Raw genomic sequence first — 25,655 nt, 5'->3', positions numbered from 1 at the left:
GCTAAGCAATTTTTCAACTAGGATTTAAGTTGTATTGAATCATATCTGGCGCAGGCAAAGACTAGCAAGCGTTAGCAGTTGGGAGGGAATCATGAAAGCAATAACAATCACCCAACCATGGGCGACTTTGATCGCCCTTGGAGAGAAGAAATTCGAGACGCGCAGTTGGGCAACAAAGCACCGCGGTGAAATAGCTATTCATGCAGGTAAAAAGATTGACAAGAAAGCATGTGCGTCAGACCCAATCCGATCAACACTGTCAGAACACGGGTATACGGTTGATAATTTGCCGACAGGTGCGGTAGTGGCGATGTGTCAGTTGGAGGATTGTTGGGAGGTTATAGGAGAAATTAATTTTCCGGTAGATGGAACCGCTATTCTTAACGATTCGACGGGTACTAAGATATATGGAATTACGCCTGACAACAATGAACTTTACTTTGGCGATTATTCCAAAGGGCGCTTTGCTTGGGAGATCGATGTAGTGAAGTGGATGGTAAACCCTATCCCAGCCAAAGGCCAGCAAGGTTTATGGAACTGGGATTATGAGGGGCAGGGAGGCAAAGAAAGTGAATAGACATTACGATCTAAAACAAGTTTATTGAATTAATTTTTATATGTAAAGCTCTGGATTGCTGAACTGCACCCTAATTGTTAGAAGACTATCAATTTTAGGAGTTTTAACTTGATTTATGGGAAAAAGATTATTGCTTGATGTCTGTTTGCTATCTACCTATAATTGGATTAGAGGATGATATAGGGGGAAAATGAGTGACAAGTGCGTTATATATTTTCATTGGTGCATTTGAAGCGTTTGCGTTATTAACAGCGACCTTGAAACTTTTCCGATTCAAGGTAAGTTTTTATCTAAAAGACTTCGTTGTGATGTCTATTGTACTATCGTTGTCATCTTACTTAATAAGGATTGTTTTTGAAGCGCCTTGGTTCGATATTCCGCTAACGATGTGTGCAATAATAGTGTTTATGAATTATGTTATTAAAGTACGGTTGCAATATGCTGTTATAATAACTTTATCAGGTTATGCTTTTTATACTGCTGTTCAATCATTGTTATTTTTAGTATTAAATATTACGATTAATTTCGACAGTAGTATGTTGATGGAATCCTACGGAGTGTATCTTTATTTACTTCAGATTGCAACCGCTGGAGGGACGATGCTCATTTCAAACTTTTTGAATGCCATCGGTCTTGGTTTTACTTTTATTATACATCCTCCGCATAGTGATATGACAAAATTTAGCAAAAAAGAAAATAAGGTTTTTTATGCGGCAATTGTGACTTTTCTAATACTGACAGCATCAGCGGTATTTTTATTATCAGGATATGCATGGCTCGCCTACATAATCGTTTTACTAAACTTTTCGCTTCTATACTATTTGCTCCACCGTAGGAGCGAACAGGAATGATAGAGAAGATTTCAAAATTTCTTGCCGCATTTTTAAGACGTAATGGTAGTCACGTGAGCCATGAGGTGCTTACGTATGCATTCGCCAATATACTGAATATTTTTTTTGTAACGACTTCATCTATCACTATAGGTTTTATTTCTGGAAGACCCATCGATACTATTGTTTCTTTACTCGCTTTTGGTGTAATCAGGCATTTTTCAGGTGGATTGCATGCGAAGACGATGGATCTATGTTTCATCGTGTCAACCCTGATAATCGTTGTTCCACCTCATATCATGTTATCAACGAACGCAGTATTAGGTATATCAATATTAGGACTGATATGCTATATACTGTTTGCACCGAATGTCACCGAATACTTGAGCAGCACGAATGACCACAAACTTCGGAATAAGTTGATTTCTGTTCTGATGGTCGGTGCAAACATATATATACAATCATCAACACTTGCGCTTGTTTACCTAGCACAAGCTTTGCTGATTATTCCACATTCTAGGAAAGGAGCTAAATATCATGAAAAAACAATTGGTAAAGATAACATCTAATGTTCTTTCTGTTGCGGCAAATAGCTTTTCAAAGCAAGCAAAGATATTTGTTGGATCTCTGCCGGTGCCTAAAGAGTTGCGCAAGAAATAATGATAAGGTGTCGATATGGAATTATTAGGAGTTAGAGTCGAGAATGGGAAACCAGTAGGGGACTTCGATACATTCACTATTGACGACCTTTATTTTGCTGAGGCATTTCGACCGAAGGCCAATCATATTTTGCCGCTTTTTCACACGCGAAAGGGCACATTTACGGTGCTTACAACTTTGGGTGAACATTATGAAGCGTTCTCAAAATATGAATGTATCAAGCTTTTGGACTCAAGCAGCTTTGCGAATGTAAACAACATTGAATATACGAGACCCGATGGCAGGGGGGCGATTGCGTATTTTAAAGATTACCCTATTCCATTATATGTATCTCGTGATAAGAAGAAATACATTCGACATTTAATGACAAAGAGCCTTTGGTGAAAAAGGCTCTTTTTTCATCTCTATTACCATGAAAATAATTAATAAGTAAAGGCCAGATTAACCTAGGTTAATCTGGCCTTTTTGTCGACTGAATTCGACAATAAGATATATGATCATATGCTATTATTTTTACGAGGTTATACTGCTGCAATGGAACTGGGAATTATATCATGTTGCCTTACAGGGGTTCGATTCTATTTGCAGAATTCCTGAATACGGAAAATGTAATCATAAGGATGGTGTTCTCTAATGCAAACAAATTCAGTCGATCAACTGCAAACAAAAATCATGGTTCTATATAATGAAGCATTTCTAATTGAGCCGATTCTAGCTGAAGCGATCATAGAGGTGTTTAATTTTGCTTGCCAAGTTAAATATAACTCGAAGCTTCACGAAGAATGGATTGAAAATATGATTGAACAACGCACCTGGGAAGTCGTAGCGAATTGTGAGAAGTCTAACGAACAAGTCTATGAAGCGTTTGCTGGGGAATTACAAAAGCTCGAGGGAATAATTCCCAACGATCGTATTCTTGCTTTAGAGGATCTGTTTGTTCAAAAACTTTATGGTTTTAATGATGCATATAAAACAGGTGTTGGAGACGGAATGATGGTTGAACAAATGCGCCGTAAACTAGCCTGTATACAACCAGTTCACGGGCATCTGTTCTATTTACAGTAACGGGGCAGGACTCTCCTCTCCTATCCAATAGATTGCACAAGTTGTGCAGCCACTCCAATCGGAGTGGTTTTTTTAAAAAATCCGAATCTTAAAAAATTTTTAAGCAATTTTCGACTTTATTATGCTAAAATACGACTTGAAATGCTAAGGGGCGAGTGTCATGATATCAAGACACAGATCATACCCATAGTACGTAATCATTAGGTTTATAAGTTTCTTTATAACAATTTTCTCCGATTCGCAACTTTTTTTCACATCGAGAGTATAACCATTCAGGTAGCGCATCGGGATGGATATGGAAAGCAAGGAGGACTTGAATCCATGACCGATTCCCAAATCATCCGCGAAATCAAGGACGGGAACACAGAAGTTTTTGCGGAATTGATGAATCGTTATCAACGTAAACTGTTATCATTTATTTATCATATGTTGAAAAATTCCCAGTTGGAGCTATTAGCAGAAGATTTATGTGCAGAGACATTTTACAAGGCATACCGAAGCCTGCATACATTCCGGGAATCAGATGCTTCCTTCTCAACTTGGCTGTATACGATAGCCCGCAACACCGTGTTAAGCGAGCTGCGTAAGCAGAGAAGCATTCAAGTCTCGCTTGATGAGGAGCAAGGAATCATTCCGGAAGCGCCTAAGGAAGCGGCGCCTGAGTATGCATTGCTGCGGCATGAAAAGGTAGAATTGGTGCGTGAGGCAATAAGCAGGTTGCCTGACAAACAGCGCTCTGCTCTCATTCTTCGAGAATACGACCAACTGGACTATCAAGAAATCGCCCAGGTATTAGGGCAGACCGTAAGTTCGGTTAAATCGTTGTTGTTCCGGGCTCGAGCCAGTGTGAAGATACAGTTAGAACCATACATAAAGGAGCCCGGTCTTGAAGGGATGAACTAACATGAAATGTGCGGAAGCGCTCGAATGGATATCGAACTATGTCGATATGCCTGTTGACGATCCGCAGCGTGAAGCTATCGATCATCATCTGAAAGGATGCGAAGCGTGCGCGGAACAGTTCGCAGTATGGTCTGCGAGCATGGATTGGGTGGAAGATGAAGCTGAGTTGGAGCTTGATGCGGAACGAACAAGCAGCTTAGCGGCGAGTCGTGTTATGGATCGCATATATGACGAGCAGCAATGGCTAATGCCTGTACATAGACGTTCTCATGCGTTATCCCTGCGCTCACGTCAAGTGATAGCGGGGATTATCGCTTTTTGTATGGCCATGTTCCTCTGTGCTCTCGTCTTTCTCCTTATCCGCAATGAGCAGTCAAATATCAATGCAGTTAGTGGGGTATTGCCGACTGCGCTGGCGGGCAGCGAGCATTCTGGATTAGATACGTTTACTATAGAATTGCCAGTAGCGAGTAATGTAGGAGAACCGGCCATTTTGCATGTTGTCCCGACAATTCCCCATTATTGGATTGCATTGTCGCTGTTCGGTGTAACTTTTGCATTGCTGCTATTGAACTGGTTGACACGAGTGCGTCAATAACAGAGGGATGAAGGAGTTACAATGAATCAGCATATAGGATTAGTGCGCCATGGGTTAACAGATTGGAACGCTCAAGGGAAGATACAAGGACAAACGGATATACCTTTGAATGAGACAGGACGGAAGCAGGCGGCATTGCTTGCAGAGCGCCTTGTACGAGAACGTGCCCCATTTGATTATGTAATATCCAGTGGCTTGCAGCGAGCAGAAGAAACGGCGTCGATTTTGGCAGATGCCCTTCACATTCCAATGTTGTCACCAGAAGCTGGGCTTCGTGAACGAGCCTATGGTCTTGTAGAAGGAACAACGCCAGAGGAGCGAGAACAGCGCTGGGGTGCAGAATGGCGGCAACTGGATCTAGGACAGGAAAAAGATAAAGAACTTCAACAGCGCGCAGTTCATGCGCTAGAGCACGTTGCAAATCAGCACAAGGGAGCTAATCTGTTAGTGGTCTCTCATGGGGGCTGGCTGGCACAATTGTTCATTGCTTTATTCGGCAGTTCGGGACAAGGGCATATCGGAAATTTGTCCTACTCGGTATTAGAAAAGCGGTCGGAAGGCTGGCACCCATTGCTTTATAATTGTATGGAGCATATTTGCCACCTTGATCTGCCGGCGAGGCCGCGATAGCGTCACATCATCGAAACAGCAGTTCGTTTTCACGTAATGTGGAAGCGAACTGCTTTTTTGTGTTTGAAAAGGAGTCAACCTTATAGGATTTATTGTTGCTGGACGGTGATTATATCAATTTCAATCGACAAGCTGATCGATGTTTTCTGCGTGAATGTGAATAAATATGATAAAAATTCCAATAATGAGTAATGGACATCGAGGATTCGGCACATTACGTCTGACGGAAACGGAGGTCATGCATGAATTTAGCGGATATGCTCAGTTACGCGGATATTAATCAGCTAACTCGAATTGCTCAGCGTTATGGGTGCGTCTGCAATGAACATTCCAAGCACGAGCTTATTCAATCTATTCTGTCTGCGTTGGGCAGGAGGGATGTGTTCGAACAGCATGTCAGCGAAATGACGCTAGAAGAGCTAAGATTCCTTAACTCGATTTTGTTTGACAGGCGCGCTTCATTTAGCTTAGAGGAATTGATTGCTCGAGTTCAGCAGACAAGGTTCGATTTGGATTCTGATGGAGGAGAAAAGCAGGCACATAATGCAGCTCCAATGCCCCATCCGCGAGAAACGATTTCAAAATTTAAACACAGTGGATGGCTGTTCAATGGATGCTCGCATCAAACGAAATATTTGTTTCAGGTGCCGAGCGATTTGAAGCTGAGATTGATTGATGTACTTCGTCAGTCGTTCGCGATGCACTTGACAGAAACAGATACGCCTACATCCTATCGCGACGAAGATGGACGGATGGCGGAGGATGTGCTTCACCTTCTGAAATTCATCGAGAATGGGAATGTGATGCTGAATGCAGAAGGTGTAATGTACAAAAAAACACAGCAGCAGCTTCTCGATTACTTTGCTGTACAGGAAGCCCCAATTGCCCGAGGTGAATGGCGATTTGGATACGGGAGAAGGTTCCATGACTATCCGAACCGCATGTCGCTCCTTTATGATTACGCATTCTATCAAGGATGGCTGGAGGAGGGTGATGGGCGGTTAAGTTGTACGCCTAAGGGCTTGGAACGAGTGGCAAGCGGAGGGGTGGAGTCTTCTGCTTCGTTGTACCGGTTTTGGTTAAAGCTGTATAAAAACGCGATTCCGAATTTGCTGTCCATTGTGCACTGGATTCAGCTTTGCACCAAGCAATGGACAACGCTTGATTCGTTGGAGCGGGCGCTACTTCCGTTTGTACGTCCTTTTTTCTTCGATACGCCACAATCTGTATTTCGGCAGCGAATTATAATGATGCTCGTCCATTTAGGTGTCATTCGATTCGGCGAAGATGAGCAATATGGGTCAGTCATACAGACGACTCGCAGAGGGCAGCTTATTATTGATAGTGTGTACGTTGCTCATGAGGACAAAATTCAGTTAGAAGTTGACAAGCGGCATTCTCATTGATACGATTGGGCCAAAAATTTCCTTAGCTAGGCATATAAAAGGCTTGAGCTGTGTGGAAATGGTCAATCGGGAGGATGCTATCGTATGTACATACCTTATCAAGGCATATTGCCAGTTGTTGATGCTTCCGTATATGTGGCGGAAGGAGCCAAGCTGATTGGAGACGTGACGATTGACGCTGAATCAAGCGTTTGGTTCAATGCAGTCCTTCGTGGCGATATGTCCCCAATACGCATTGGCAAGCGGGCGAATATTCAGGATGGCGTTATTGGGCATGTCAACGCCAATCAACCGCTTCTCGTAGAAGATGATGTCTCTGTAGGCCACGGTGCAATTATACATGGCTGCCGAATAGGCTACGGTACATTGATTGGTATGGGGGCGATTGTACTGAACGGTGCCGACATTGGTGAATATGCTTTAGTAGGAGCAGGTTCAGTCGTAACAGAAAATAAAAAAATACCGGCCTATACTCTTTCTCTAGGTTCACCCGCAAAAGTCATACGCGAACTGACAGATGAAGATGTAGAGCGAATGAAACGGACAACTCAGAACTATGTGGTGAAAGGAAAGGAATATAGGATCTCTTAATCGTGTTGGTTGGAGGTGTATCCTATGGATAAAATGAAAGTATCGTATGAGGCGATGTTAAGCTTAACAGCGGAAATGATATGGGACAACGCCATACGGAAATACCGTACGGAAAAGATATACGAAGAAATCGATAAAGCACTCGCTACAGGGGATGAAACATCGTTCCGAACCTTGACGGACGAACTGAAAACATTGCAGTAACAGCTTATGTAAACGTCCAACAGGATACCTTATGCACATTTATGGAATGAAGAGCGCAGCATTGCGGTTCTTCATTTTTTTGTTTATTTCAGTATAATGGTAAGGAATGACTAGGTAAATGATGGGGGAATCGTCATGAAATTTAGTGAATTAACGGAAGAGCAATGGGAAGAATGGGGGCCATATTTGGACACTTGTATTTTACCGGTCACAGGATTGAACGGCAGTGAATCTCCAATTGAGGCTGGCAATCGTCTCGAGAAACTGCGTGACTGGCTCGATGGGATCGAAATTCCTTTCCGAGGCAGAACAGTAACCTTCCCTGCCTATCACTTTGTGTCTGAAAAGCTTGCTGATGATGAGTTGAATCTGTTGAATGGATTATGTTCGAGGTTGCGGAAGCAAGGTTTCGCATACATTGTCGTCGTCTCGGCACAGCTTCCTATTACAGGGGATAAGCTGCCGGAAGCGGATCTGGTCATTACACCGGCTGAAATGATGGCAGAGGATGCTGGAAATGCCTGCGCTGCGATGAAGGCACTTGTGCAAAATATGTGGACCACCACCCAAACTTCAGGATAAATGTGACAATATTCAAACATTTCACCCAAGAAAAAAGGTTCATTCTGGTAATTATATTGGTAAATTCTTGACGCTTTCATAGTGCTGGGATATTATAGTGATGTCCTAGTTTGAATGTGATTATCGTCATAGCAAGCTCTCAGAACGGTTGTGTAAAGGGGGGTTAGACAGTATATGAGTAAACTGCAGAATAACGAGCATCCACCTAAAAAGCCGCGAAAAGAAATGTCCCGTCGACAATTTCTTACATACACGCTGGGTGGGGCAAGTGCTTTCATGTTCGTTGGTCCTACTCTGCCGATGGTTCGGTTTGCAGTTGATCCACTGCTTCAGAAGAAGTCAGAAGGAGAGTACATTAAGGTTGCTGAAGTGAGCAAGATTACAGAATCGCCGACTGAATTTACTTTTGAAATCAAGCAGGTCGATGGCTGGTATGAGAGTACTCCAACGCTCACAGCATGGATAAGCAAGGATAAGGAAGGCAATATATTTGCGTTGTCTCCAATATGCAAGCACTTAGGATGTACAGTTGACTGGAATAAGAATCCGGCTTTCAAGGATCAGTATTTTTGCCCGTGCCATGGCGCGCACTATACAAAAGAAGGCAAGCAGCTAGCCGTTGCTCGTGCACCGCTCGATGAGTACAAAGTGCAGGTTAAGGATGGCTTTGTATACTTGGGCGATATCATAGCGAACCAACACGTGCAATAACGAGGAGGCGTAAATAACAGATGTTTAAAGGTGTTTATAACTGGATTGACGAACGTCTGGATATAACGCCGATGTGGCGCGATGTGGCGGATCATGAGGTGCCTGAGCACGTTAACCCTGCACACCATTTTTCTGCGTTCGTGTACTGTTTCGGTGGCTTGACGTTTTTTATTACGGTCATTCAGATTCTGTCAGGTATGTTCCTGACCATGTATTATGTCCCTGATATTGTGAACGCATACTACAGTGTCGAATATTTGCAAACGAAGGTTGCCTTCGGTCAAATTGTTCGCGGTATGCACCACTGGGGAGCAAGCTTAGTTATCGTTATGATGTTATTACATACGCTCCGTGTGTTCTTCACAGGTTCCTATAAGGCACCGCGTGAAATGAACTGGGTAGTCGGCATGCTCATCTTCTTCGTCATGCTGGGACTTGGATTCACGGGTTATTTGCTTCCTTGGGATAACAAAGCTTACTTTGCTACCAAGGTCGGCATGGAAATCGCGGATACCGTTCCATATATCGGTCCGTACTTGAAGGAATTGCTGCAGGGCGGCACAGTCGTTGGAGCGCAGACACTGACTCGCTTTTTCGCGATCCACGTGTTCTTCCTGCCGGGCGCACTTCTTGCCTTGCTGGGAGCGCATTTCTTCATGATTAGACGCCAAGGCATTTCGGGACCGCTATAAGGGAGGAGGAAACGAGATGGCACATGGAAATTCAAATGATGAAAAAGTCGTTTACGTTGGCGACTCGCGTGTAAAGAAGAGAACAACACCAGTGAAGCAACCGGATTATTCCTCGTATCCGGGAAAATCCGAAGCCTTCATTCCGAACTTTTTGCTGAAGGAGTGGATGGTTGGTTGTGTGGCACTGGTAGCCTTTCTGGTACTTACGATCTCAGAGGCTGCTCCGCTTGGATATCCAGCGAATCCGAATAACGCAGCGTTTGTTCCGATTCCAGACTGGTATTTCTTGTTTCTTTATCAATTTTTGAAATATCCTTATGCGTCAGGCAGCTATGTTGTTATCGGTACAGTATTGATTCCAGGTTTGGCTTTTGGCGGGCTTCTGCTCGCTCCGTTCCTAGACACAGGGAAAGAGCGCAGATTCTATCGCCGTCCAATCGCTTCCTCGATGATGATCGTAACGCTGCTCGCTTGTGTATATTTAACAAGAGTAGCCTGGACTCATTATGAGCATGAAATGGCAGATAAAAATATGATTCCTGAGCATATCGAGCGTGAGGAGAAGGCACGAGAGGCTGCTCAGAAGGGCGAGGCTTCAAGCCAACCGAAGCCAAGCAAAGGCATTGCAATCGTTGAAAAAGACGATCCTGCTTTTGCGAACATGAAAAAGGTCGGCTGCTTAAGCTGTCACGCTGTTGATATGAAGGGAGCTGCTGGACCTGCGCTTGTCGGCATTGGCGATAAGCTCAGCAAGGATGAGATCCTATCGGTCATTAAGGACGGTAAGGGCGGAATGCCTTCAATGGTTGAGGCGGCTAAGAAGGAAGGCCTGAACGACCAAGATATCGAACATATTGCAGATTGGCTTTCCAAACAAAAAGCAGCACAATAAAATAGATTAATGTTAAAATAGACCTGACTGTATCCGTGCAGTCAGGTCTTATTCTCGTATCAGGCTGATTTTTACCATACTAGATTGAATTGACTCACACACTATTACTTATTATCGGAATAGGGGTAATTATGAACTTGTTGTCATTGATGAGCACACGTTTTCTTTCGCAACGATGGGTATTATGGATGTTGTTTTGGAGCAATCTTGTAGGTACAATCTACGGTTACTATTGGTATAAAAAGCAGTTGATTTATACGTGGGAGCATCACCCTGCATGGCAAATTGTTTTCGTTCCTGATAGTCCAACGGCAAGTTTATTTTTTACGATCAGTATTGGATACCTATTGTTCAGACCGCGTCCGCGAACGGTTGTCGGGATGACCATAAAGCGGATCATTGAGGCGCTAGGTGTAGTTACTTCTATCAAATATGGAATATGGGCATGCGTCATGATTGTAGCTGGAGCTGCTCTGGGTTCTCCAATGGTATGGCAGGATTGGATGTTGATTGGCTCTCATTTGGTAATGGCTGTTGAAGGACTCTTGTTTGTTCGATTGTTTGCCTTTGGAAGCGCAGCAGTGACAGTGGCAGCTTGCTGGACTTGGCTTAACGACACGGTTGATTATAGTGCGGGTGTCTATCCTTGGCTTCCGTATCCACTAATTGAGAAATTGGGTGCAGTATGTGTCTTTACATTCGCTTGGACCGGCATTAGTGTAGCAATGACATGGCTGGCAATGCGATATCGAGATCATCGCACAACAAAATCAGAGGAAACCATGTTCTAAATGTGGACATACCCCCATACGATGATGGGGGAGGGATGTACATGCGTGCGGTATTGATTTTTTTAAGTATGATAAGCTTCTTATGGTTGACTGATCCAATGTCAGCCTTATCTCGTAATGAAGCTGGCACTGCCCCCACTGCAAGCGAGAACTGGAAGCAGCTTGACAGCTATGCGGAACAATTGTATCGGGCCAGTGTGGCGGGAGAGCTGGAGCAGGTGCAGAAAACAATATATGCGATGGGCAAGCTGTTCACGGAAACTACGTTCAATGGTGCAACGAGTGTGGAAGGAGTACGGGCGCTTAGTGATGCCATTGTGCAAGTCAAGCGAATATTGCCTTCTATACAATTGAAGCAAGAGGAACTGATGCGTGCAACGGCAAGACTGCGGCTTGCTGCGGATGCCTTGGCTCATCCTAAGCAAGCAATGTGGCTGCAATACGAGCAAGTGCTTAGAGACGATATGACACGGATGCTATCTACAAATCAGAATAAAGAATGGATACCCTATGCCAATCGCTGGCTCGAGCATGTTGATCGTATCCGCCCTGCAGCTACGATTCAGCGAGATGTTCAAACGATTGAATTGATGGAATCATTAACTCAGTTCATTCGAGATACTGCAAAGGGGAAGCACAGTCCCAAAGAAGCAAACGAGGCACTGAATAAACATGGCGACACGGTGTTGAGCCAGTTGTTCGGAACGGAAAAGGCGAACCCGACACTAGGCCCGCCAACGTATACGCCATTGCCTTTTCAGTGGATTTTTATGCTGGCCTTCATTGTATGTATGATGCTGGCTTATGTAGGTTTTCAAAAATACCGCTACGAGCAGAACGCAATTCGTCCAGGAAGCTTCCGCAATAAAAGGTAGCTAGATTGCAAAACAAGAAGTCTGACAAATAAGAAGAACTTCGTGCATCAGAATTGGTGGCGAGTGGTGCAACTTTCTATATTTCCCCCAAAATAATAAGACCTCGAAATAGGTCGGACGGGAGTCTGGCTTACTTCGAGGTCTTATTCAGTTGGAAGCGGTTCGGTTATTCTTCCCGGAATCCTTCTCCAAGTACATCATGGACATCGTTCACAATGATAAATGCTCGCGGATCGATCGCTTTGACGATCGTTTTGAAGCGTCGAATCTCTGTGCGGCTAACTACACAATAGACCATTTGCTTCTGAGTACGGGAATATGCTCCTACAGCAGGGATAAGTGTGACCCCTCGTTCCATTTCCTTCGTAATGGCATCGGCAATCTCGCCAGAATAATCCGAGATGACGGTGAATGCTTTGGCAGCGTATGCGCCTTCTTGTATAAAATCAATGACGCGCGAGGAAATGAATACAGCGACAAGCGTGTATAAAATCTTTTCCTTCGGTATGTAGAACAAAGCGGCCCCAATGATGAATATATCGAGAATAAGAATAAATTGCCCCATGCTTATGCCAAGCTTGCGGTTAGCAATGCGGGCAATAATATCGACGCCCCCGGTTGTGCCGCCAAAGCGAAATACGATACCGAGACCTATTCCTACGGTGACACCTGCATACAATGTGGCTAAAATGAAATCATGCGAAGTTTGAAAGGGTTGGATCCAGTGCATGGAAACAGCTCGCTCGAACAGCCAGAGGAATAACGTAAGATTGAGAACTCCGTAAATACTAAGTGCCAACTGCTTAATGCCGAGGGCTCTCCAACCGATGATGAACAGAGGGATGTTCAGAGCCAGCGTTGAGATTGCTGGGTGGATGCCAGCAGCGTAATTTAGTAGAACGGTTATTCCTGTAACGCCGCCTTCCATTAATTGATTGGGGAGAATGAAGTAAATTAAACCAAATGCAAAAATCGCTGTCCCAACCGTAATCGGAAGAAACGTGTTCCAAATGCGTTGAACAAAGGTCGATTTCACGAGGATTCAGGCTCCTTTAGGCAGAATGTCTCTTTTTCGTTCCTAAGTATATCGGATTAAGAGGAAGATAAAAAGCATTTGTTTTCCAGACGGTGATACGATAACATAGTAGCAGAAAGTAAGGAAATTCGACACCCGCTTATAGGGAAACGGATTACATCCATTTCAATTAACTTTTGCTTGAATAAAGAAGGGGATCGTATGAAAAATCCAGAAATGAAGTCTTTCCTCACCTCACTGCGCAGCAAGCCATTGGCACAAATGCAGCAGGAAGTCGATGACTACATATCACAGTTCAAGGAAGGCTATTTCAGTCCGCTTGCGATGCTGGCCCGATTATCCGAGGAAGTAGGGGAATTGGCTCGTGAGATTAATCATCGCTTCGGTGAGAAGCCGAAAAAGGCTTCTGAAGAAGACAACTCCATTGAGATGGAGCTTGGAGATATATTGTTCATTCTATTATGTTTCTCGAACTCGCTAGGAATTGATTTGACGAAGGCGCATGATGCCTGCATGCATAAGTTCAATACCCGAGATGCAAACCGATGGACACGAATCGAGGATGAAACGTCGAATTAGTAAACACAGAAGCAATTTATATCGTTATAGAAGCAGTTGGGGGGAAATACAATGGAACGAATTCGCGTAGCCGTATCTGGCGCGGGAGGACGTATGGGAAGAGAAGTTGTGAAAATGGTGCTGCAGGACGAGTCCTTAGAGCTGGTTGCGGCGATTGCTCCTTCAGCGGGTGCTGTTGACGCAGGCATCTTAGTAGGAATGCCTGCCTGCGGGGTGACAACTACTGCAGATGTGGAGGAGACGCTGCAAAAGGTAGAAGCAGATGTCATGGTCGATTTCTCTATTCCCCAAGTTGTCATGAAGAATACTCTGCTTGCGATTGAGCATGGGGTTCGTCCTGTGATTGGTGCGACAGGCTTTCAGTCGGAAGAAATTGAACAGTTGATGCAATTGTGCGAGGAGAAGAGGCTAGGCGGGCTGATTGCTCCGAATTTCTCCATTGGTGCGATTCTAATGATGAGATTTGCACAGCAAGCAGCAAAATACTTCCCGGATCTTGAGATTATTGAGTACCATGGGGATCAGAAGTTGGATGCTCCTTCGGGTACGGCTGTTAAGACAGCGGAGCTCATCTCGCAAGTTCGGGCAGAGCATCGTCAAGGCAATCCGAATGAAGAAGAGCAGATCGAAGGATCTCGCGGCGGATACTATAATGGATTCCGGATTCACAGTGTTCGCTTGCCAGGCGTTTTCGCCCAACAAGAGGTCATTTTCGGCGCGTATGGACAATCACTCAAAATCCGCCATGACTCTTATGAGCGTGCAGGGTATATGCCAGGTGTGAATATGGCGGTCAAGAGAGTAATGAATCTTGAACAATTGATTTATGGCTTTGAGCATCTGCTTGAAGACTAATCAATTTTTATAGGTTATATATGATTAGTTCCGAAGCATTTCCTACAAGGGGCTTTGGAGTAAATGTGCAGGGACACACAACGGAGGGATAGACATGCTAAACATCGCATTTATTGCACATGATCGCAAAAAAGATGAAATCGTAAACTTTGTTATCGCTTATGAAAAAGTGTTCCAGGGACATCGACTGTACTCAACAGGCACGACAGGCCTTCGAATCATGGAGCAAACAGACCTGGATATTCACCGCTTCCAATCAGGCCCATTAGGGGGCGATCAACAGATCGGTGCGCTTGTAGCTCAAAATGAAATGGACTTCATTATTTTCCTGCGCGATCCGCTCATGGCACAGCCGCACGAGCCGGACATTATCGCACTTCTCCGTCTTTGTGATGTACAGGGGATACCGGTAGCAACAAATATTGCGACAGCGGAAATTCTCGTTAAGGCACTTGAGCGTGGCGATTTCGCTTGGCGTGAATTGGCACATAAATATAAGCCGGGAATGGAAGAATGATGAATACTCTCGACATTCTTGCATTCGGAGCACATCCCGACGATGTTGAAATTGGAATGGCAGGAACAATTGCCAAGCATACGAAGGCAGGGTACCGCGTCGGCATTTGTGATTTGACTGAAGCGGAAATGTCATCGAATGGTACGGTAGAGCTGCGCAGGGAAGAAGCAGAGAATGCGGGGCGTATTTTGCAGCTTGCTGCACGCGATAACTTGCGGCTTCCTGATCGCGGCTTGCAAATGTGCAAGGAGCATATTGACGCGGTGGTAGCAGCTATTCGCAAATATCGACCCCGTATTGTTTTCATGCCATACTGGGAAGATCGTCATCCGGATCATATAGCATGCAGCCGCATCGTGCAGGAAGCAGTCTTCAATGCAAAGCTGCGGCGCTTTATGCCTGAGCTGCCTGCTCATACGGTGGAACAAGTCTATTTTTACTTTATTAACGATGTTGCTGCTTCTCAAGTTCTGGTGAATGTGTCCGATGTATATGATCAGAAGCGGGAATCGCTTCAGGCTTATCGGTCACAGTTTATGAAGCCGGATCGTGACAATGACTTCGTTGCGACTCCATTAAATCAAAATTATGTGGAGCGGGTTGCAGCGAGGGATTCGCTGCTTGGTCAGACTCGCGGATATGAATATGCGGAAGGCTTTGTGCTCAAAGGCCCTTTTGCAGTGTCTCTCTTCTTGTAAGAAATCCGTGTGTATGAATGGCGAAAAGGGGGAACGGCTATGAACGAAGGTCTTAAGATCGGCATTACGTGTTATCCGTCGCTTGGCGGCTCTGGTGTTGTTGCGACGGAGCTTGGCAAACTGTTGGCTGAGCGGGGACATCAAGTACATTTTATTACACACAATATTCCGTTTCGCTTAGGTGCAAGCTTTCAGAAGAATATCCATTATCACGAGGTCGATGTTAACGATTATTATGTATTTCGTTATCCTCCTTACGATTTATCTCTGGCAAGCAAGATGGCACAAGTTGCGAACATGCAGCAGCTTGATTTGCTGCACGTTCATTATGCGGTTCCGCATGCGGTGTGCGCTTATTTAGCCAAGCAAATGGCTCATCCTGACTTAAAGGTAGTTACTACCCTGCACGGAACCGATATAACAGTATTGGCTCAGGACGAATCACTCAAAGATATGATTCGCTTTGCAATAAATCAGAGTGATGCGGTGACGGCGGTATCGAATGATTTGATTCAGGAGACAAGAGATCTGCTTGATATTACGCGGCCGATCGACCTTACGTATAACTTCGTAGATAAGCGCATTTATTACCCGCGGGAAGTGACACAGTTCCGTGCAGATTTCGCTTATCCAAACGAGAAGATTCTCATGCATATTTCAAACTTCCGTCCTGTTAAGCGGGTAAGCGACGTAGTCGATATATTTAATCTGGTTCAGGAACAGGTTCCATCACGCCTGGTGTTCGTGGGCGAAGGGCCTGATATGCCGAAGGTTCAATGCCGCATTCGGGAACTGGGCTTGGAAGATCGCGTACATTTTCTCGGCAAGCAGGATGAGATAGCACAAGTGATTTCACTGGCTGATGTGCTCCTGCTTCCGTCGGAGAAGGAGAGCTTTGGATTGGTGGCGCTGGAAGCGATGGCTTGCGGCGTTCCTACAATTGGTTCGGAAGCAGGAGGGATTCCAGAGCTGGTTACCCATGGCGACACGGGCTTTCTTGCTCCGATTGGTGACACAGCTGCGATGGCTAATTATGCAATTCGCTTGTTGTCTGATCCGCAATTGGCGCAGCGGATGCACGAGGCTTGTTTGCACCGGGCCCGCCATGTGTTCTGCAATGATCTGATTACATGGCAATATGAACAAATTTATTATCGTGTGCTAGGGAAGGATGCAATGGTTCCGAAGCCGGTATGCTGAGAGTTGCAGTTGTTTATCATACCGCCCTGGAATGCACGATTCGAATGCGCGCAATGGCTATTTCCGTTGCGCGCTCTTGTATGTTAGTGATGTAAGGAGGGTGACGATGAGTGGCGGAGACCGAAATGTTGATAGCTTGGAAAATAAAACGCTATTCGAAGAAGCGGCACAGGTCATGCACTGCCTCCTGAATGCGGGATTCAGTGCCTATATGGTAGGAGGCTGTGTCCGCGATCCGCTAATCGGACGACCGGTATATGATGTGGACATCGCGACTTCTGCCCGGCCTGAGCAGGTCGTGGCATTGTTCCAAAAGGTCATTCCAACGGGGCTGCAGCATGGAACGGTAACGGTAGTGATGCCCCAACATACGTATGAGGTGACAACCTTCCGCAAGGAGACGGCGTACGAAGGCCATCGCCGGCCGGAGGAAGTCGAATTTATTGATGATTTGATCGAAGACTTAAGAAGACGGGATTTCACGATCAATGCGATGGCGAAGGATGTGCATGGGCACATTCATGATCCATTTGGCGGGCAAGCTGATTTGAAGCAGCTCGTGATTCGATGTGTAGGCATAGCAGAGGAGCGCTTTCTTGAGGACGCGCTGCGCATGATGCGGGGGGTGCGCTTTGCGTCATTGCTTGGCGGCGTATTTGCCAAGTCTACCTGGAAAGCGCTGTGTGCCAACAGGAAGACGCTGTCGTTCGTAGCGATGGAACGCGTGCGGGACGAGCTGTGGAAGCTGACGGCAGGCCCGAATCCGGCTCGCGGATGGGCCCTGCTCGTTCGCAGTGGTCTCCTGGCGCATGCAAAGGAGCCGCTGGGAGCGCTGGCGTCGACCGAGGCAGCCTTGTGGCAGCCGCTGCTGTGTGCGCTTGGCCGTGTGGACACGGCTGAGAAGCGCATAGCGCTGCTGCTGCTTGGGCATGAGGTCGACGAAGCGGAGGCGCAGCGCATCTTGCAGGCGCTGCGCTGCTCGGGCGCGCAGCAGGACGCCATATTGGCCGTCCTGCGCGCGGATGCCCGGCTCGCGGCTGGCGGCACAGCCGCCTTGGCCGCGGCCGGGACACATGGCGGCGCAGCCAGCGCGTGGCGCCGCCCCTTCGCAGAGACCCTGTTCGCCGTCGGCGAGCAAGGTCTCTGCGATGCACTCGCCTGCCGCCGCGCCCTACTGGGCGTTGGGGCGGCAGGCGAGCATACGGCTGCAATGCAGCCGTTCCTCCAGCATGGCGAGGCTTGGCTGGAGGACATTTCTGTCCGCGGCTTGCGCGATATTGCCCTGACGGGCGGAGATGTGCTGCAAGCCACGAAACGGACGGCAGGACCATGGCTGCGCCAATGCTTGGAGAGCGTATGGCTTTCCGTTGCATTAGGGGAACTTGTCAATCAACAAGAGGTTCTGCTTGACTACGTAAGGAAAGCGTGGAACGAACAATGAGTGACCAATTGCTTGCATGGTTCAAAGAACATCCTGATGAATTTATATCTGGCGAAGAAATTAGCCGTAGACTTGATATATCTCGAACTGCCGTATGGAAGCAAATTAATCGGCTTCGCTCGAAAGGCTATGAGTTCGAGGCTGTTCCGAAGCTGGGCTATCGGCTCGTTCAGATGCCAACTCGGCTTGATGAAGTGTCGCTGCTTGCAAAGCTGAAAACGAGCAAATTAGGTCATCAGCTTCGCATCATTGCCCGGACAGAATCAACACAGAATGAGGCGGCTGCGTGGGCACAGCAGGGGGCAGAGGATGGCGCTGTCATCATTGCGGAAGAACAAACAATGGGACGAGGACGCCACGGGAAAAGCTGGCACTCCCCCGCAGGCAAGGGGATATGGATGAGTTTGATCCTTCGCCCGCAAATTCCGCTGCAATTCACACCGCATCTAACACTGCTTGCCGCAGTCGCTCTCTGTCGTGCAATGAAGCGAGTGACAGAGATTGAGTTGGGCATTAAGTGGCCCAATGATATTTTGCATGACAATAAAAAAGTTTGTGGTATCCTGACGGAATCCTCTGCAGAAGATGAGCGGCTCGTTCACGTCATTGCGGGATTTGGGATAAGTGTAAACTTAGATGCGCATGACTACCCGGATGAATTGAAGGCGATTGCGACATCTCTGAAGATCGCCTCAGGAAAGGAAATCGATCGCGCATCGCTGATTGCCGAGTGCTTATTTCAGTTGGAACAGTTGTATAAGCTGTATGTCGAGCAAGGATTTGCACCGATCAGAGCACTGTGGGAGGCGCAAAGCATAACAATCGGACGCAGTGTGACGGTAGGAACCCCGAATGGACCTGTCTCTGGGGTTGCACAGGGACTGGATGAAACGGGAGCGCTAATCCTGCTAGGTGAAGACGGCTGCTATCGTAAAATTTTTTCCGGAGATATTCATTTTACTGGATGAAAGACAGGATGATTTCTGGTATACTTAGTGTCGGCCTGGCGGTATCTTTCACAGAACCGCACCGGCCGTACACACAAGGACATAAGTGCATATCCTTGACGAACGTGTAGCACGTTTCTGCTCTGAGCCGAAGGGACCGAGACAGAAGGACGTCCGCTTGCGACCTCTTTTTTTCTTATGGACCCTTTTAGTGGAAACGCTAAAAGGTTTTTTTGTTTTGCACACACTAAGAAAAAACGTATAGCAGAATCTTCATGAATGAAAGTGATTGAGGATTCGAGCTAGACAACGTGAAAAGAGACGTTAAAGGAGATGAAAACAAAGAATGAACAAGCCAAAGCAGCCACTGAGTATTGTAAAAATGAAAACGATGAAGCAAAAAAGGGAACCGATCGCGATGGTGACCGCCTATGACTATCCGACTGCCCGACTGGCAGAAGAAGCGGGCGTCGACATCATTCTCGTTGGAGATTCCTTGGGCAATGTCGTGCTAGGCTATGACTCTACATTGCCTGTCACGATTGATGATATGGTATATCATTCCCGCGCAGTACGCCGGGGAGCGCCCAATACATTTGTCGTTACGGATATGCCGTTCATGACTTATCACAGCTCGGTAACGGATACGCTGAATGGAGTTCGCCGCATTATGCAGGAAGGCCATGCAACAGCCGTGAAGATGGAGGGCGGCGCTGAGATTGCTCCTATGGTAGAGGCATGTGTGAAGGCTGGCGTACCTGTACTGGGTCATATCGGTCTTACTCCGCAATCTGTGCATCAAATTGGGGGTTATCGTATTCAAGGCAAGACTATGGATGATGCGCAGAGATTGTTGGACGACGCGTTAGCCCTACAGCAGGCAGGAGCATTTGGAGTCGTACTGGAGCTTGTGACGGATGAAGTTGCAGCTTATATCTCGGAACGTCTCGACATTCCGACAATCGGAATTGGTGCTGGAGCCAAATGTGACGGACAAGTGCTCGTATTCCATGATATCGTGCGTTATGATGCTGACTACCGTCCAAAACGTTTTGTAAAAACATATGCGGACATCGGTACGACCATCCGAGAGGCGTTCTCTTCTTATGTAGAAGAGGTGAAGCAGCGCGCATTCCCTGCTCAGGAGCACGTTTTTGCCGCAGATGACGAATTAACAGGGCAGCTATACGGGAGCGGGAAGGTGCAGACACCATGATCACAGTTCATTCCATACAAGAGCTTAGAGACGCTCTGCGTCGCGCCAAGCTTGAACATAGACGTCCGGACGGAGATCCGGCCATAGGCTTCGTTCCAACAATGGGATATTTACATGATGGACATGCAAGCTTGTTAAGCCAAGCTCGCAATCAGTCCGATGTTGTAGTGCTTAGTATTTTTGTCAATCCGATTCAATTCGGTCCAAATGAGGACTATGAGAAATATCCTCGCGACGAAGAAAGGGATCTTGCGGTTGCCAAGCAGCATGGTGTAGATATTGTATTTATGCCAACGCCTGACATGATGTATCCAACACCTACCAAGACGAAAGTGCATGTTGATGATATTACGGGTCCGCTCTGTGGAGCAACGCGTCCCGGACATTTCGACGGCGTTACAACTGTTGTGACCAAACTGTTCAATCTTGTTCAGCCCAATAAAGCCTTCTTCGGGATGAAGGATGCACAGCAAGTAGCGGTAATTCAGCGCATGGTGGCGGATTTGAATTTCCCAGTTGAAATTGTTCCTTGCCCGATTGTGCGTGAGGAAGACGGATTAGCAATGAGCTCGCGCAATGTGTACTTGTCAGAGGCAGAACGGTCACAAGCACTCGTGCTGTCACGTTCTCTTCGTCAGGTTGACAGTTGGCTGCAGAATAACCCAAAGCTGACTGCGCCAGAGCTTCAGCATAAAATGAGGGAAATGATTGCAGAACAGCCGCTCGCAAGTATTGATTACGTGGAAATATTAAGCTTCCCGCAGCTTGAATCGGTATCCCCGGACATGCCGCTGGAGCAACGTGATGGCAATATTCTAATTGCGCTGGCCGTTAAATTTGGACGGACAAGATTGATTGATAATCGCATGTTAACTCATGGAGAGTAGGGGGGCTATCGCATGATGCGCGAGATGATGAAATCGAAAATTCACCGTGCGACAGTAACGGAAGCGAATTTGAACTATGTTGGGAGCATTACGATAGATGAACACTTAATGGAATTGGCTGATATTTGGCCGAATGAAAAAGTTCAGATCGTAAACAATTATAATGGAGCACGCTTAGAGACTTATGTGATTCCAGGACCTAAGCATTCAGGCGTTATTTGCTTAAATGGCGCAGCAGCTCGACTTGTACAGCCTGGGGACAATGTTATTATTATTTCTTACGCATCCATGACAAATGAAGAAGCGCGTCAATACAAGCCTAATATTGTGTTTGTAGACGGAGGCAACAAGCCTGTTGAAGTGATGAACCTGACTGAGGAGCATTCGACGATTCGCTAAGCTTCAAACGCATAGCTTACGTTGGCTGGATTACCTGTGGCTTTTTAGAGGACGTAATTGTTTGCTTCGCTTCGTTTGACAACGGAAGCCAGTACACGGGAATCGTTGGGGCACCGAATGAAAATTAGCTCTGAGACAAACAATGAACCTGAGCCGGTAAGACAACGATACGCAACACTCGTGAAGGTGGGATGGAATCGTGCTGCAACATGTATTCGAGACCATGAATGAACTGTTGGATGAAGTGATTGCCAAATACCCGCATGCTAAGGGAAAGCAAAAGCAAGAGCTCGAGCATCAAGTGTCGCTGCTTCGCTCCATGAGTGATCATATTGTAGAGGAGTGGCTACGCTTTGAGGAGCGCTTGTCCCTGCTGAGACCAAAGGCAGGCAAGGGTAGCACCGTACCCTCACAGCCATGCCCAGTAAAGGATAGTAAAATAACCTTACCGGATTATGGGGATCCGTACCAACGGGGCCAAGGGTATTACTTGCTTATGATGTATAAGGAAGCGGTTCCGTTCTTGGAGCAGGCCGCAAAGCTTCACCCGGAAAGTATCGAAGTGCGCGCTTATCTGGCGATGTCACACCTGCATTTAGGAAATTGTCAGGAAGCAGGTCATCATTTTCAGCTTATTATTCCTTTAACTGACAACAACAGCATGAAGGCGATAGCGTGCAATGCGCTAGGCTGTATTCATGCGAAGCAGCATCAATTTGCGCAAGCCAAGGCATGGTTCCAAAAAGCGCATGAACTGGATCCAACATTACCTGAACCCATTATGAATTTGAAGGTATGCCAGTCGAAAAGCGGGCAATTGGAATTAGGCGGCGAGCACATGATGCATATCCAATAACATGCATGTGAAATCAATTGTCATGACATCGGAGGGGAACATTTGTGTGGGAAAAAATACGCACAGATGTTTCCCTCTAGTCATTTCCAAACGACCGAACATCTGTTATGCTAAGAACAGAAATTGTGAGAGGAAAGGCTATTGAGATGAGATTTGCTGTTTTGGATTTTGAAACGACCGGCAATCAGCCGAACGATGAAATAATTCAAATCGGTCTGGTCATTCTTGGCCATGATTTGAAGATAGAACGCGAATATCATACGCTTGTTCGACCAACCGTCCCAATACCGGAATTTATATCGCAGCTTACAGGCATTACCGAGGAAGATGTGAAGGACGCTCCCGATATTGATGATGCAATGACTGGGCTTGTTCCTTTGTTAGGGGATGTTGTATTGGTTGGCCACAATGTGGCCTTTGATTATCAATTCCTGTGCCGGGCGTTGGAGCAGACGGGGTATTTGCCATTCACAGGTCGTATTTTAGATACGATTGAACTTTTGCGTATTTTGTTCCCTTCACTGCCTTCCTTTCAGCTTGGTTCTGTGTCGCATGAAATGGGTGTTGTTCATGACCGACCGCATCAAGCAGACAGTGATGCAAGAGCAACAGCAGATATATTTATACGCTGTCTAGAAGCGATTGACCAGTTGCCACTGTTAACGCTGCAGCGTGTAGTCGATGTATTCGGAGATCATGAGGAGCGTGACTTGAAGTGGCTGCTGGCTGAGAAGCTTCAGGAGCGCGAGGTGTCCGATTGGACGGAAGAAGAAGGGTACCATCCGTTTCGGCAGTTGACATTGAAGCAGGCGGATTGGACAGAGACGGAACCGCCGCGTGACTCGTCAGCAGTGAATCCGCTTAAGGGGGTCACTTTCGCCCAATTCCTTGACCAGGTGAAGACGAATCTAGCCAACCGCTTGGATAATTATGAACCTCGCGAGTCGCAGGAACAGATGTTCAATGAAGTCATGGAATGTTTCGAGCAAGAACATCACCTGCTTATCGAAGCGGGTACAGGAACCGGAAAATCATTAGGATACTTGCTTCCAGCCATATATCAGAGTGTTTCTCAAGAAAGCAAAGTAATTGTTAGTACACACACAATCAATTTACAAGAACAGCTCAGACAACGTGATTTGCCGCTTTTGGAGAAGATTGTTCCGGTTCCGTTTAAGGCATCGGTATTAAAAGGCCGCAGTCACTATTTGTGTTTGAGAAAATTTGAACATAAAATAGGTAATAGGGAGTATGTACATGCTCGCGATGATAGTCTGACAGCTGCCCAAATGCTGGTGTGGCTCAGTGAGACCGAACATGGAGATGATGAAGAGCTGCACTTCGTTCATAAAGGTACTGACTTCTGGGATACCGTTGCCAGTGATAGTGATTCTTGCTTGAATCGCGCATGTCCTTGGTTCCGTCGGTGCTTCTACCATCGGGCGAAGAATGATGCGAATATATCAGACATTATCATCACGAACCACTCGTTATTATTTACGGATGTCATTGCAGAGCATCGTTTGCTTCCTGCCTACGAGCAGCTTGTTGTAGACGAAGCACACCACTTTGAAGAGACGGCCGGCAAACACCTAGGCATTCACTTGCAATATTTTTCACTCATTCATCCGTTGACCCAGTTGTTCAAGGATAGTAAAAACGGGGCGCTTGTGCTGCTGCAGCAGCGCCTTCGCTTGTCAGGCAATGAAAAGGCGCTTGTCTGGGCAGAAGGAATTGATAAGATGCTGACACAGCTCGTCGATGTCAAGGATCAGTGGGATCGCTTGCATGAGCAACTTTATCAGATGCTGCCTTCCATGAATGAAGCCGGTCAAGCGGAGGGCGGCCAAGCTGTGCTTAGGCTGCCGTCAGGTAATCGTCCTGAAGCCTGGAGCTCTATTGCGGAACTGGAAGGCGATATTCATACCCGCTTAAGCGACATTGTCCGTTCGGGGGAGAAGCTCGTTAACGAATGGAAGGATTACGATGATGACGAGGTTCAAGGCGTTACGGCAGACGTGACAGGTCTGTTCAAGGACATTGGGCAACTTCGTGATGAATTCCGGGAGTTTATGCAGGGCAAGGATGCGGATACGGTATATTGGATGGAAGGAAATCTCCAATATAAGCATAAATCGATGCAAATGTATGCCGTCCCTGTTGATGTGAGTGAGGCACTGAAGCGTTATTTCTTTGAGCCGAAGAAGAGTGTCATTCTGACATCAGCAACATTGTCTGTCGATAAATCGTTCCAGTTCGTGGCCGAACAATTGGGCTTGAAGGATGCAGAACGGGATGGGCGCTTGAACACCGTGATCCTTCCGTCACCATTTAACTACCGTGAACAAGCGCTTGTAGTCATTCCGCGTGACTTTCCGAGCGTAAAGGGGGCGTCAGACGCTAAGTTTAATATGACGCTGATGCAGTCACTGGCCGATGTAGCTAAGGTGACAGAGGGACGAATGCTTGTATTATTCACATCGTATCGCATGCTGCGGGATGTATATGAGCCGCTAAAGGAAGCGCTAAGCCTCCATGGCATTCAAGTGCTGGGACAAGGAATTGACAGCGGCAATCGAAGCAAGCTGACACGAAGGTTCCGAGAACAGCCGAACTCGGTGCTTCTTGGGACAAGCAGCTTTTGGGAAGGAGTAGATATTCCGGGAGATGCGCTGACCTGTCTGGCGATTGTACGACTTCCTTTCCAGCCGCCGAATCACCCGTTAGTGGAAGCAAAATGCGATCGCTTGAAGCGGATGAATCAAAATCCGTTCCGCAAATATTCTGTACCGCAGGCTGTTATCCGGTTCAAGCAGGGATTCGGTCGTCTCGTGCGCACAACGCAGGACAAAGGGATTGTGATCATTTATGACACCCGGGTTATTGAGACAAGCTATGGCAAACACTTTCTTTACTCGCTGCCTGGTCCAAAAATGGAGCATATGGCAACAGAACAACTTGTACCACGTATAGATACGTGGCTAGACCATAATCAAAGAGGTATTGGAGAGCGATGA

The 25,655-nt window shown here is 46.5% G+C and carries 30 protein-coding genes; 29 read left to right on the top strand and 1 reads right to left on the bottom strand.

Features of this window, described 5'->3' with window-relative positions:
* Positions 1-91: 91 nt before the first annotated feature.
* The 17 genes from ACQ5BJ_RS05360 (at position 92) to ACQ5BJ_RS05280 (ending at position 12,007) form a co-directional block, all read left to right on the top strand.
* Positions 92-577, top strand: a complete 486-nt coding sequence (locus ACQ5BJ_RS05360; protein ID WP_268622714.1) for an ASCH domain-containing protein — start codon at positions 92-94, stop codon at positions 575-577.
* A gap of 194 nt (positions 578-771) precedes the next feature.
* On the top strand, positions 772-1,428 hold the full coding sequence (locus tag ACQ5BJ_RS05355) for a hypothetical protein (RefSeq protein ID WP_005546957.1): 657 nt from the start codon (positions 772-774) through the stop codon (positions 1,426-1,428).
* Positions 1,425-1,976 (top strand): accessory gene regulator B family protein, encoded by a 552-nt coding sequence (locus ACQ5BJ_RS05350; protein ID WP_268622712.1) that lies wholly within the window; start codon positions 1,425-1,427, stop codon positions 1,974-1,976. The genes ACQ5BJ_RS05355 and ACQ5BJ_RS05350 overlap by 4 nt, the downstream gene beginning before the upstream one ends.
* Positions 1,945-2,067 (top strand): hypothetical protein, encoded by a 123-nt coding sequence (locus tag ACQ5BJ_RS05345; RefSeq protein WP_005546961.1) that lies wholly within the window; start codon positions 1,945-1,947, stop codon positions 2,065-2,067. The genes ACQ5BJ_RS05350 and ACQ5BJ_RS05345 overlap by 32 nt, the downstream gene beginning before the upstream one ends.
* A gap of 633 nt (positions 2,068-2,700) precedes the next feature.
* Entirely contained in the window at positions 2,701-3,132 is a 432-nt protein-coding gene (locus tag ACQ5BJ_RS05340; RefSeq protein WP_005546965.1) for a hypothetical protein, read from the top strand.
* 321 nt (positions 3,133-3,453) lie between these two features.
* The gene (locus tag ACQ5BJ_RS05335) at positions 3,454-4,035 is read left to right on the top strand and encodes an RNA polymerase sigma factor (RefSeq protein ID WP_005546967.1); all 582 of its coding nucleotides are present in this window, start codon (positions 3,454-3,456) and stop codon (positions 4,033-4,035) included.
* Between the two features lies 1 nt (position 4,036).
* Complete coding sequence (locus tag ACQ5BJ_RS05330) at positions 4,037-4,633, top strand: anti-sigma factor family protein (protein WP_005546969.1); 597 nt, start codon at positions 4,037-4,039, stop codon at positions 4,631-4,633.
* Between the two features lie 21 nt (positions 4,634-4,654).
* Positions 4,655-5,263, top strand: a complete 609-nt coding sequence (locus tag ACQ5BJ_RS05325; protein ID WP_289355816.1) for a histidine phosphatase family protein — start codon at positions 4,655-4,657, stop codon at positions 5,261-5,263.
* Between the two features lie 242 nt (positions 5,264-5,505).
* Positions 5,506-6,669: a hypothetical protein gene (locus tag ACQ5BJ_RS05320; protein ID WP_367668442.1), complete on the top strand. Its 1,164-nt coding sequence runs from the start codon at positions 5,506-5,508 to the stop codon at positions 6,667-6,669.
* Positions 6,670-6,753: 84 nt separating this feature from the next.
* Positions 6,754-7,260 (top strand): gamma carbonic anhydrase family protein, encoded by a 507-nt coding sequence (locus tag ACQ5BJ_RS05315; protein ID WP_430108974.1) that lies wholly within the window; start codon positions 6,754-6,756, stop codon positions 7,258-7,260.
* 24 nt (positions 7,261-7,284) lie between these two features.
* A complete protein-coding gene (locus ACQ5BJ_RS05310; protein ID WP_005546978.1) occupies positions 7,285-7,464 on the top strand; it encodes an IDEAL domain-containing protein in 180 nt (59 codons plus the stop codon).
* A 135-nt stretch (positions 7,465-7,599) separates the two neighbouring features.
* A complete protein-coding gene (locus ACQ5BJ_RS05305; protein ID WP_430108970.1) occupies positions 7,600-8,046 on the top strand; it encodes a DUF2487 family protein in 447 nt (148 codons plus the stop codon).
* Between the two features lie 174 nt (positions 8,047-8,220).
* Entirely contained in the window at positions 8,221-8,757 is a 537-nt protein-coding gene (locus ACQ5BJ_RS05300) for a ubiquinol-cytochrome c reductase iron-sulfur subunit (RefSeq protein ID WP_005546982.1), read from the top strand.
* Between the two features lie 20 nt (positions 8,758-8,777).
* Positions 8,778-9,449 (top strand): menaquinol-cytochrome c reductase cytochrome b subunit, encoded by a 672-nt coding sequence (gene qcrB, locus ACQ5BJ_RS05295; RefSeq protein ID WP_005546984.1) that lies wholly within the window; start codon positions 8,778-8,780, stop codon positions 9,447-9,449.
* Between the two features lie 16 nt (positions 9,450-9,465).
* Positions 9,466-10,341 (top strand): menaquinol-cytochrome c reductase cytochrome b/c subunit, encoded by an 876-nt coding sequence (locus ACQ5BJ_RS05290; RefSeq protein WP_005546986.1) that lies wholly within the window; start codon positions 9,466-9,468, stop codon positions 10,339-10,341.
* Between the two features lie 131 nt (positions 10,342-10,472).
* Positions 10,473-11,132, top strand: a complete 660-nt coding sequence (locus tag ACQ5BJ_RS05285) for a DUF1405 domain-containing protein (protein ID WP_289355813.1) — start codon at positions 10,473-10,475, stop codon at positions 11,130-11,132.
* Between the two features lie 41 nt (positions 11,133-11,173).
* Positions 11,174-12,007 (top strand): sporulation protein YpjB, encoded by an 834-nt coding sequence (locus tag ACQ5BJ_RS05280; protein ID WP_262866614.1) that lies wholly within the window; start codon positions 11,174-11,176, stop codon positions 12,005-12,007.
* Between the two features lie 166 nt (positions 12,008-12,173).
* Here ACQ5BJ_RS05280 and ACQ5BJ_RS05275 read toward each other — a convergent pair whose 3' ends face one another.
* Complete coding sequence (locus ACQ5BJ_RS05275; RefSeq protein ID WP_268599689.1) at positions 12,174-13,043, bottom strand: YitT family protein; 870 nt, start codon at positions 13,041-13,043, stop codon at positions 12,174-12,176.
* Positions 13,044-13,244: 201 nt separating this feature from the next.
* Here ACQ5BJ_RS05275 and ACQ5BJ_RS05270 point away from each other — a divergent pair, with 201 nt between their 5' ends.
* The 12 genes from ACQ5BJ_RS05270 to dinG all read left to right on the top strand — a co-directional run bounded on the left by ACQ5BJ_RS05270 (position 13,245) and on the right by dinG (position 25,655).
* Positions 13,245-13,622, top strand: coding sequence for a nucleotide pyrophosphohydrolase (locus ACQ5BJ_RS05270; protein ID WP_171414306.1), 378 nt, complete (start codon positions 13,245-13,247; stop codon positions 13,620-13,622).
* Positions 13,623-13,673: 51 nt separating this feature from the next.
* On the top strand, positions 13,674-14,477 hold the full coding sequence (gene dapB / locus ACQ5BJ_RS05265; protein ID WP_289355809.1) for a 4-hydroxy-tetrahydrodipicolinate reductase: 804 nt from the start codon (positions 13,674-13,676) through the stop codon (positions 14,475-14,477).
* 94 nt (positions 14,478-14,571) lie between these two features.
* A complete protein-coding gene (locus tag ACQ5BJ_RS05260) occupies positions 14,572-14,994 on the top strand; it encodes a methylglyoxal synthase (RefSeq protein WP_005546997.1) in 423 nt (140 codons plus the stop codon).
* On the top strand, positions 14,991-15,692 hold the full coding sequence (bshB1, locus tag ACQ5BJ_RS05255) for a bacillithiol biosynthesis deacetylase BshB1 (protein WP_430108965.1): 702 nt from the start codon (positions 14,991-14,993) through the stop codon (positions 15,690-15,692). Before ACQ5BJ_RS05260 ends, bshB1 begins: the two co-directional genes overlap by 4 nt.
* Positions 15,693-15,731: 39 nt before the next feature.
* On the top strand, positions 15,732-16,892 hold the full coding sequence (gene bshA / locus ACQ5BJ_RS05250; protein WP_005547000.1) for an N-acetyl-alpha-D-glucosaminyl L-malate synthase BshA: 1,161 nt from the start codon (positions 15,732-15,734) through the stop codon (positions 16,890-16,892).
* A 106-nt stretch (positions 16,893-16,998) separates the two neighbouring features.
* Positions 16,999-18,333 carry a CCA tRNA nucleotidyltransferase gene (locus ACQ5BJ_RS05245; RefSeq protein ID WP_430108962.1) on the top strand — a complete coding sequence of 445 codons (1,335 nt, stop codon included), beginning with the start codon at positions 16,999-17,001 and terminating at the stop codon, positions 18,331-18,333.
* Positions 18,330-19,301 carry a biotin--[acetyl-CoA-carboxylase] ligase gene (locus ACQ5BJ_RS05240; protein ID WP_262866615.1) on the top strand — a complete coding sequence of 324 codons (972 nt, stop codon included), beginning with the start codon at positions 18,330-18,332 and terminating at the stop codon, positions 19,299-19,301. Before ACQ5BJ_RS05245 ends, ACQ5BJ_RS05240 begins: the two co-directional genes overlap by 4 nt.
* Positions 19,302-19,626: 325 nt before the next feature.
* The gene (gene panB, locus ACQ5BJ_RS05235) at positions 19,627-20,496 is read left to right on the top strand and encodes a 3-methyl-2-oxobutanoate hydroxymethyltransferase (protein WP_005547004.1); all 870 of its coding nucleotides are present in this window, start codon (positions 19,627-19,629) and stop codon (positions 20,494-20,496) included.
* A complete protein-coding gene (gene panC, locus ACQ5BJ_RS05230; protein WP_430108959.1) occupies positions 20,493-21,383 on the top strand; it encodes a pantoate--beta-alanine ligase in 891 nt (296 codons plus the stop codon). Before panB ends, panC begins: the two co-directional genes overlap by 4 nt.
* A gap of 12 nt (positions 21,384-21,395) precedes the next feature.
* Positions 21,396-21,782 carry an aspartate 1-decarboxylase gene (gene panD, locus ACQ5BJ_RS05225; RefSeq protein ID WP_163978858.1) on the top strand — a complete coding sequence of 129 codons (387 nt, stop codon included), beginning with the start codon at positions 21,396-21,398 and terminating at the stop codon, positions 21,780-21,782.
* A gap of 199 nt (positions 21,783-21,981) precedes the next feature.
* A complete protein-coding gene (locus ACQ5BJ_RS05220; protein ID WP_005547007.1) occupies positions 21,982-22,638 on the top strand; it encodes a tetratricopeptide repeat protein in 657 nt (218 codons plus the stop codon).
* Between the two features lie 146 nt (positions 22,639-22,784).
* The gene (gene dinG, locus ACQ5BJ_RS05215) at positions 22,785-25,655 is read left to right on the top strand and encodes an ATP-dependent DNA helicase DinG (protein ID WP_430108952.1); all 2,871 of its coding nucleotides are present in this window, start codon (positions 22,785-22,787) and stop codon (positions 25,653-25,655) included.

It is taken from the genome of Paenibacillus sp. B1-35, assembly GCF_050474385.1.
GTDB classification, from domain to species: Bacteria; Bacillota; Bacilli; order Paenibacillales; family Paenibacillaceae; genus Paenibacillus_B; species Paenibacillus_B alvei.
This window is presented reverse-complemented; position numbering and strand designations above follow the sequence as displayed.

Excerpts from the sequence above, each read along its gene's own strand:
- ACQ5BJ_RS05360 (WP_268622714.1), top strand. The coding sequence starts at position 92 with ATGAAAGCAATAACAATCACCCAACCATGGGCGACTTTGATCGCCCTT.
- ACQ5BJ_RS05350 (WP_268622712.1), top strand. The coding sequence starts at position 1,425 with ATGATAGAGAAGATTTCAAAATTTCTTGCCGCATTTTTAAGACGTAAT.
- ACQ5BJ_RS05345 (WP_005546961.1), top strand. The coding sequence starts at position 1,945 with ATGAAAAAACAATTGGTAAAGATAACATCTAATGTTCTTTCTGTTGCG.
- ACQ5BJ_RS05340 (WP_005546965.1), top strand. The coding sequence starts at position 2,701 with ATGCAAACAAATTCAGTCGATCAACTGCAAACAAAAATCATGGTTCTA.
- ACQ5BJ_RS05335 (WP_005546967.1), top strand. The coding sequence starts at position 3,454 with ATGACCGATTCCCAAATCATCCGCGAAATCAAGGACGGGAACACAGAA.
- ACQ5BJ_RS05330 (WP_005546969.1), top strand. The coding sequence starts at position 4,037 with ATGAAATGTGCGGAAGCGCTCGAATGGATATCGAACTATGTCGATATG.
- ACQ5BJ_RS05325 (WP_289355816.1), top strand. The coding sequence starts at position 4,655 with ATGAATCAGCATATAGGATTAGTGCGCCATGGGTTAACAGATTGGAAC.
- ACQ5BJ_RS05320 (WP_367668442.1), top strand. The coding sequence starts at position 5,506 with ATGAATTTAGCGGATATGCTCAGTTACGCGGATATTAATCAGCTAACT.
- ACQ5BJ_RS05315 (WP_430108974.1), top strand. The coding sequence starts at position 6,754 with ATGTACATACCTTATCAAGGCATATTGCCAGTTGTTGATGCTTCCGTA.
- ACQ5BJ_RS05310 (WP_005546978.1), top strand. The coding sequence starts at position 7,285 with ATGGATAAAATGAAAGTATCGTATGAGGCGATGTTAAGCTTAACAGCG.
- ACQ5BJ_RS05305 (WP_430108970.1), top strand. The coding sequence starts at position 7,600 with ATGAAATTTAGTGAATTAACGGAAGAGCAATGGGAAGAATGGGGGCCA.
- ACQ5BJ_RS05300 (WP_005546982.1), top strand. The coding sequence starts at position 8,221 with ATGAGTAAACTGCAGAATAACGAGCATCCACCTAAAAAGCCGCGAAAA.
- qcrB (WP_005546984.1), top strand. The coding sequence starts at position 8,778 with ATGTTTAAAGGTGTTTATAACTGGATTGACGAACGTCTGGATATAACG.
- ACQ5BJ_RS05290 (WP_005546986.1), top strand. The coding sequence starts at position 9,466 with ATGGCACATGGAAATTCAAATGATGAAAAAGTCGTTTACGTTGGCGAC.
- ACQ5BJ_RS05285 (WP_289355813.1), top strand. The coding sequence starts at position 10,473 with ATGAACTTGTTGTCATTGATGAGCACACGTTTTCTTTCGCAACGATGG.
- ACQ5BJ_RS05280 (WP_262866614.1), top strand. The coding sequence starts at position 11,174 with ATGCGTGCGGTATTGATTTTTTTAAGTATGATAAGCTTCTTATGGTTG.
- ACQ5BJ_RS05270 (WP_171414306.1), top strand. The coding sequence starts at position 13,245 with ATGAAAAATCCAGAAATGAAGTCTTTCCTCACCTCACTGCGCAGCAAG.
- dapB (WP_289355809.1), top strand. The coding sequence starts at position 13,674 with ATGGAACGAATTCGCGTAGCCGTATCTGGCGCGGGAGGACGTATGGGA.
- ACQ5BJ_RS05260 (WP_005546997.1), top strand. The coding sequence starts at position 14,572 with ATGCTAAACATCGCATTTATTGCACATGATCGCAAAAAAGATGAAATC.
- bshB1 (WP_430108965.1), top strand. The coding sequence starts at position 14,991 with ATGATGAATACTCTCGACATTCTTGCATTCGGAGCACATCCCGACGAT.
- bshA (WP_005547000.1), top strand. The coding sequence starts at position 15,732 with ATGAACGAAGGTCTTAAGATCGGCATTACGTGTTATCCGTCGCTTGGC.
- ACQ5BJ_RS05245 (WP_430108962.1), top strand. The coding sequence starts at position 16,999 with ATGAGTGGCGGAGACCGAAATGTTGATAGCTTGGAAAATAAAACGCTA.
- ACQ5BJ_RS05240 (WP_262866615.1), top strand. The coding sequence starts at position 18,330 with ATGAGTGACCAATTGCTTGCATGGTTCAAAGAACATCCTGATGAATTT.
- panB (WP_005547004.1), top strand. The coding sequence starts at position 19,627 with ATGAACAAGCCAAAGCAGCCACTGAGTATTGTAAAAATGAAAACGATG.
- panC (WP_430108959.1), top strand. The coding sequence starts at position 20,493 with ATGATCACAGTTCATTCCATACAAGAGCTTAGAGACGCTCTGCGTCGC.
- panD (WP_163978858.1), top strand. The coding sequence starts at position 21,396 with ATGATGCGCGAGATGATGAAATCGAAAATTCACCGTGCGACAGTAACG.
- dinG (WP_430108952.1), top strand. The coding sequence starts at position 22,785 with ATGAGATTTGCTGTTTTGGATTTTGAAACGACCGGCAATCAGCCGAAC.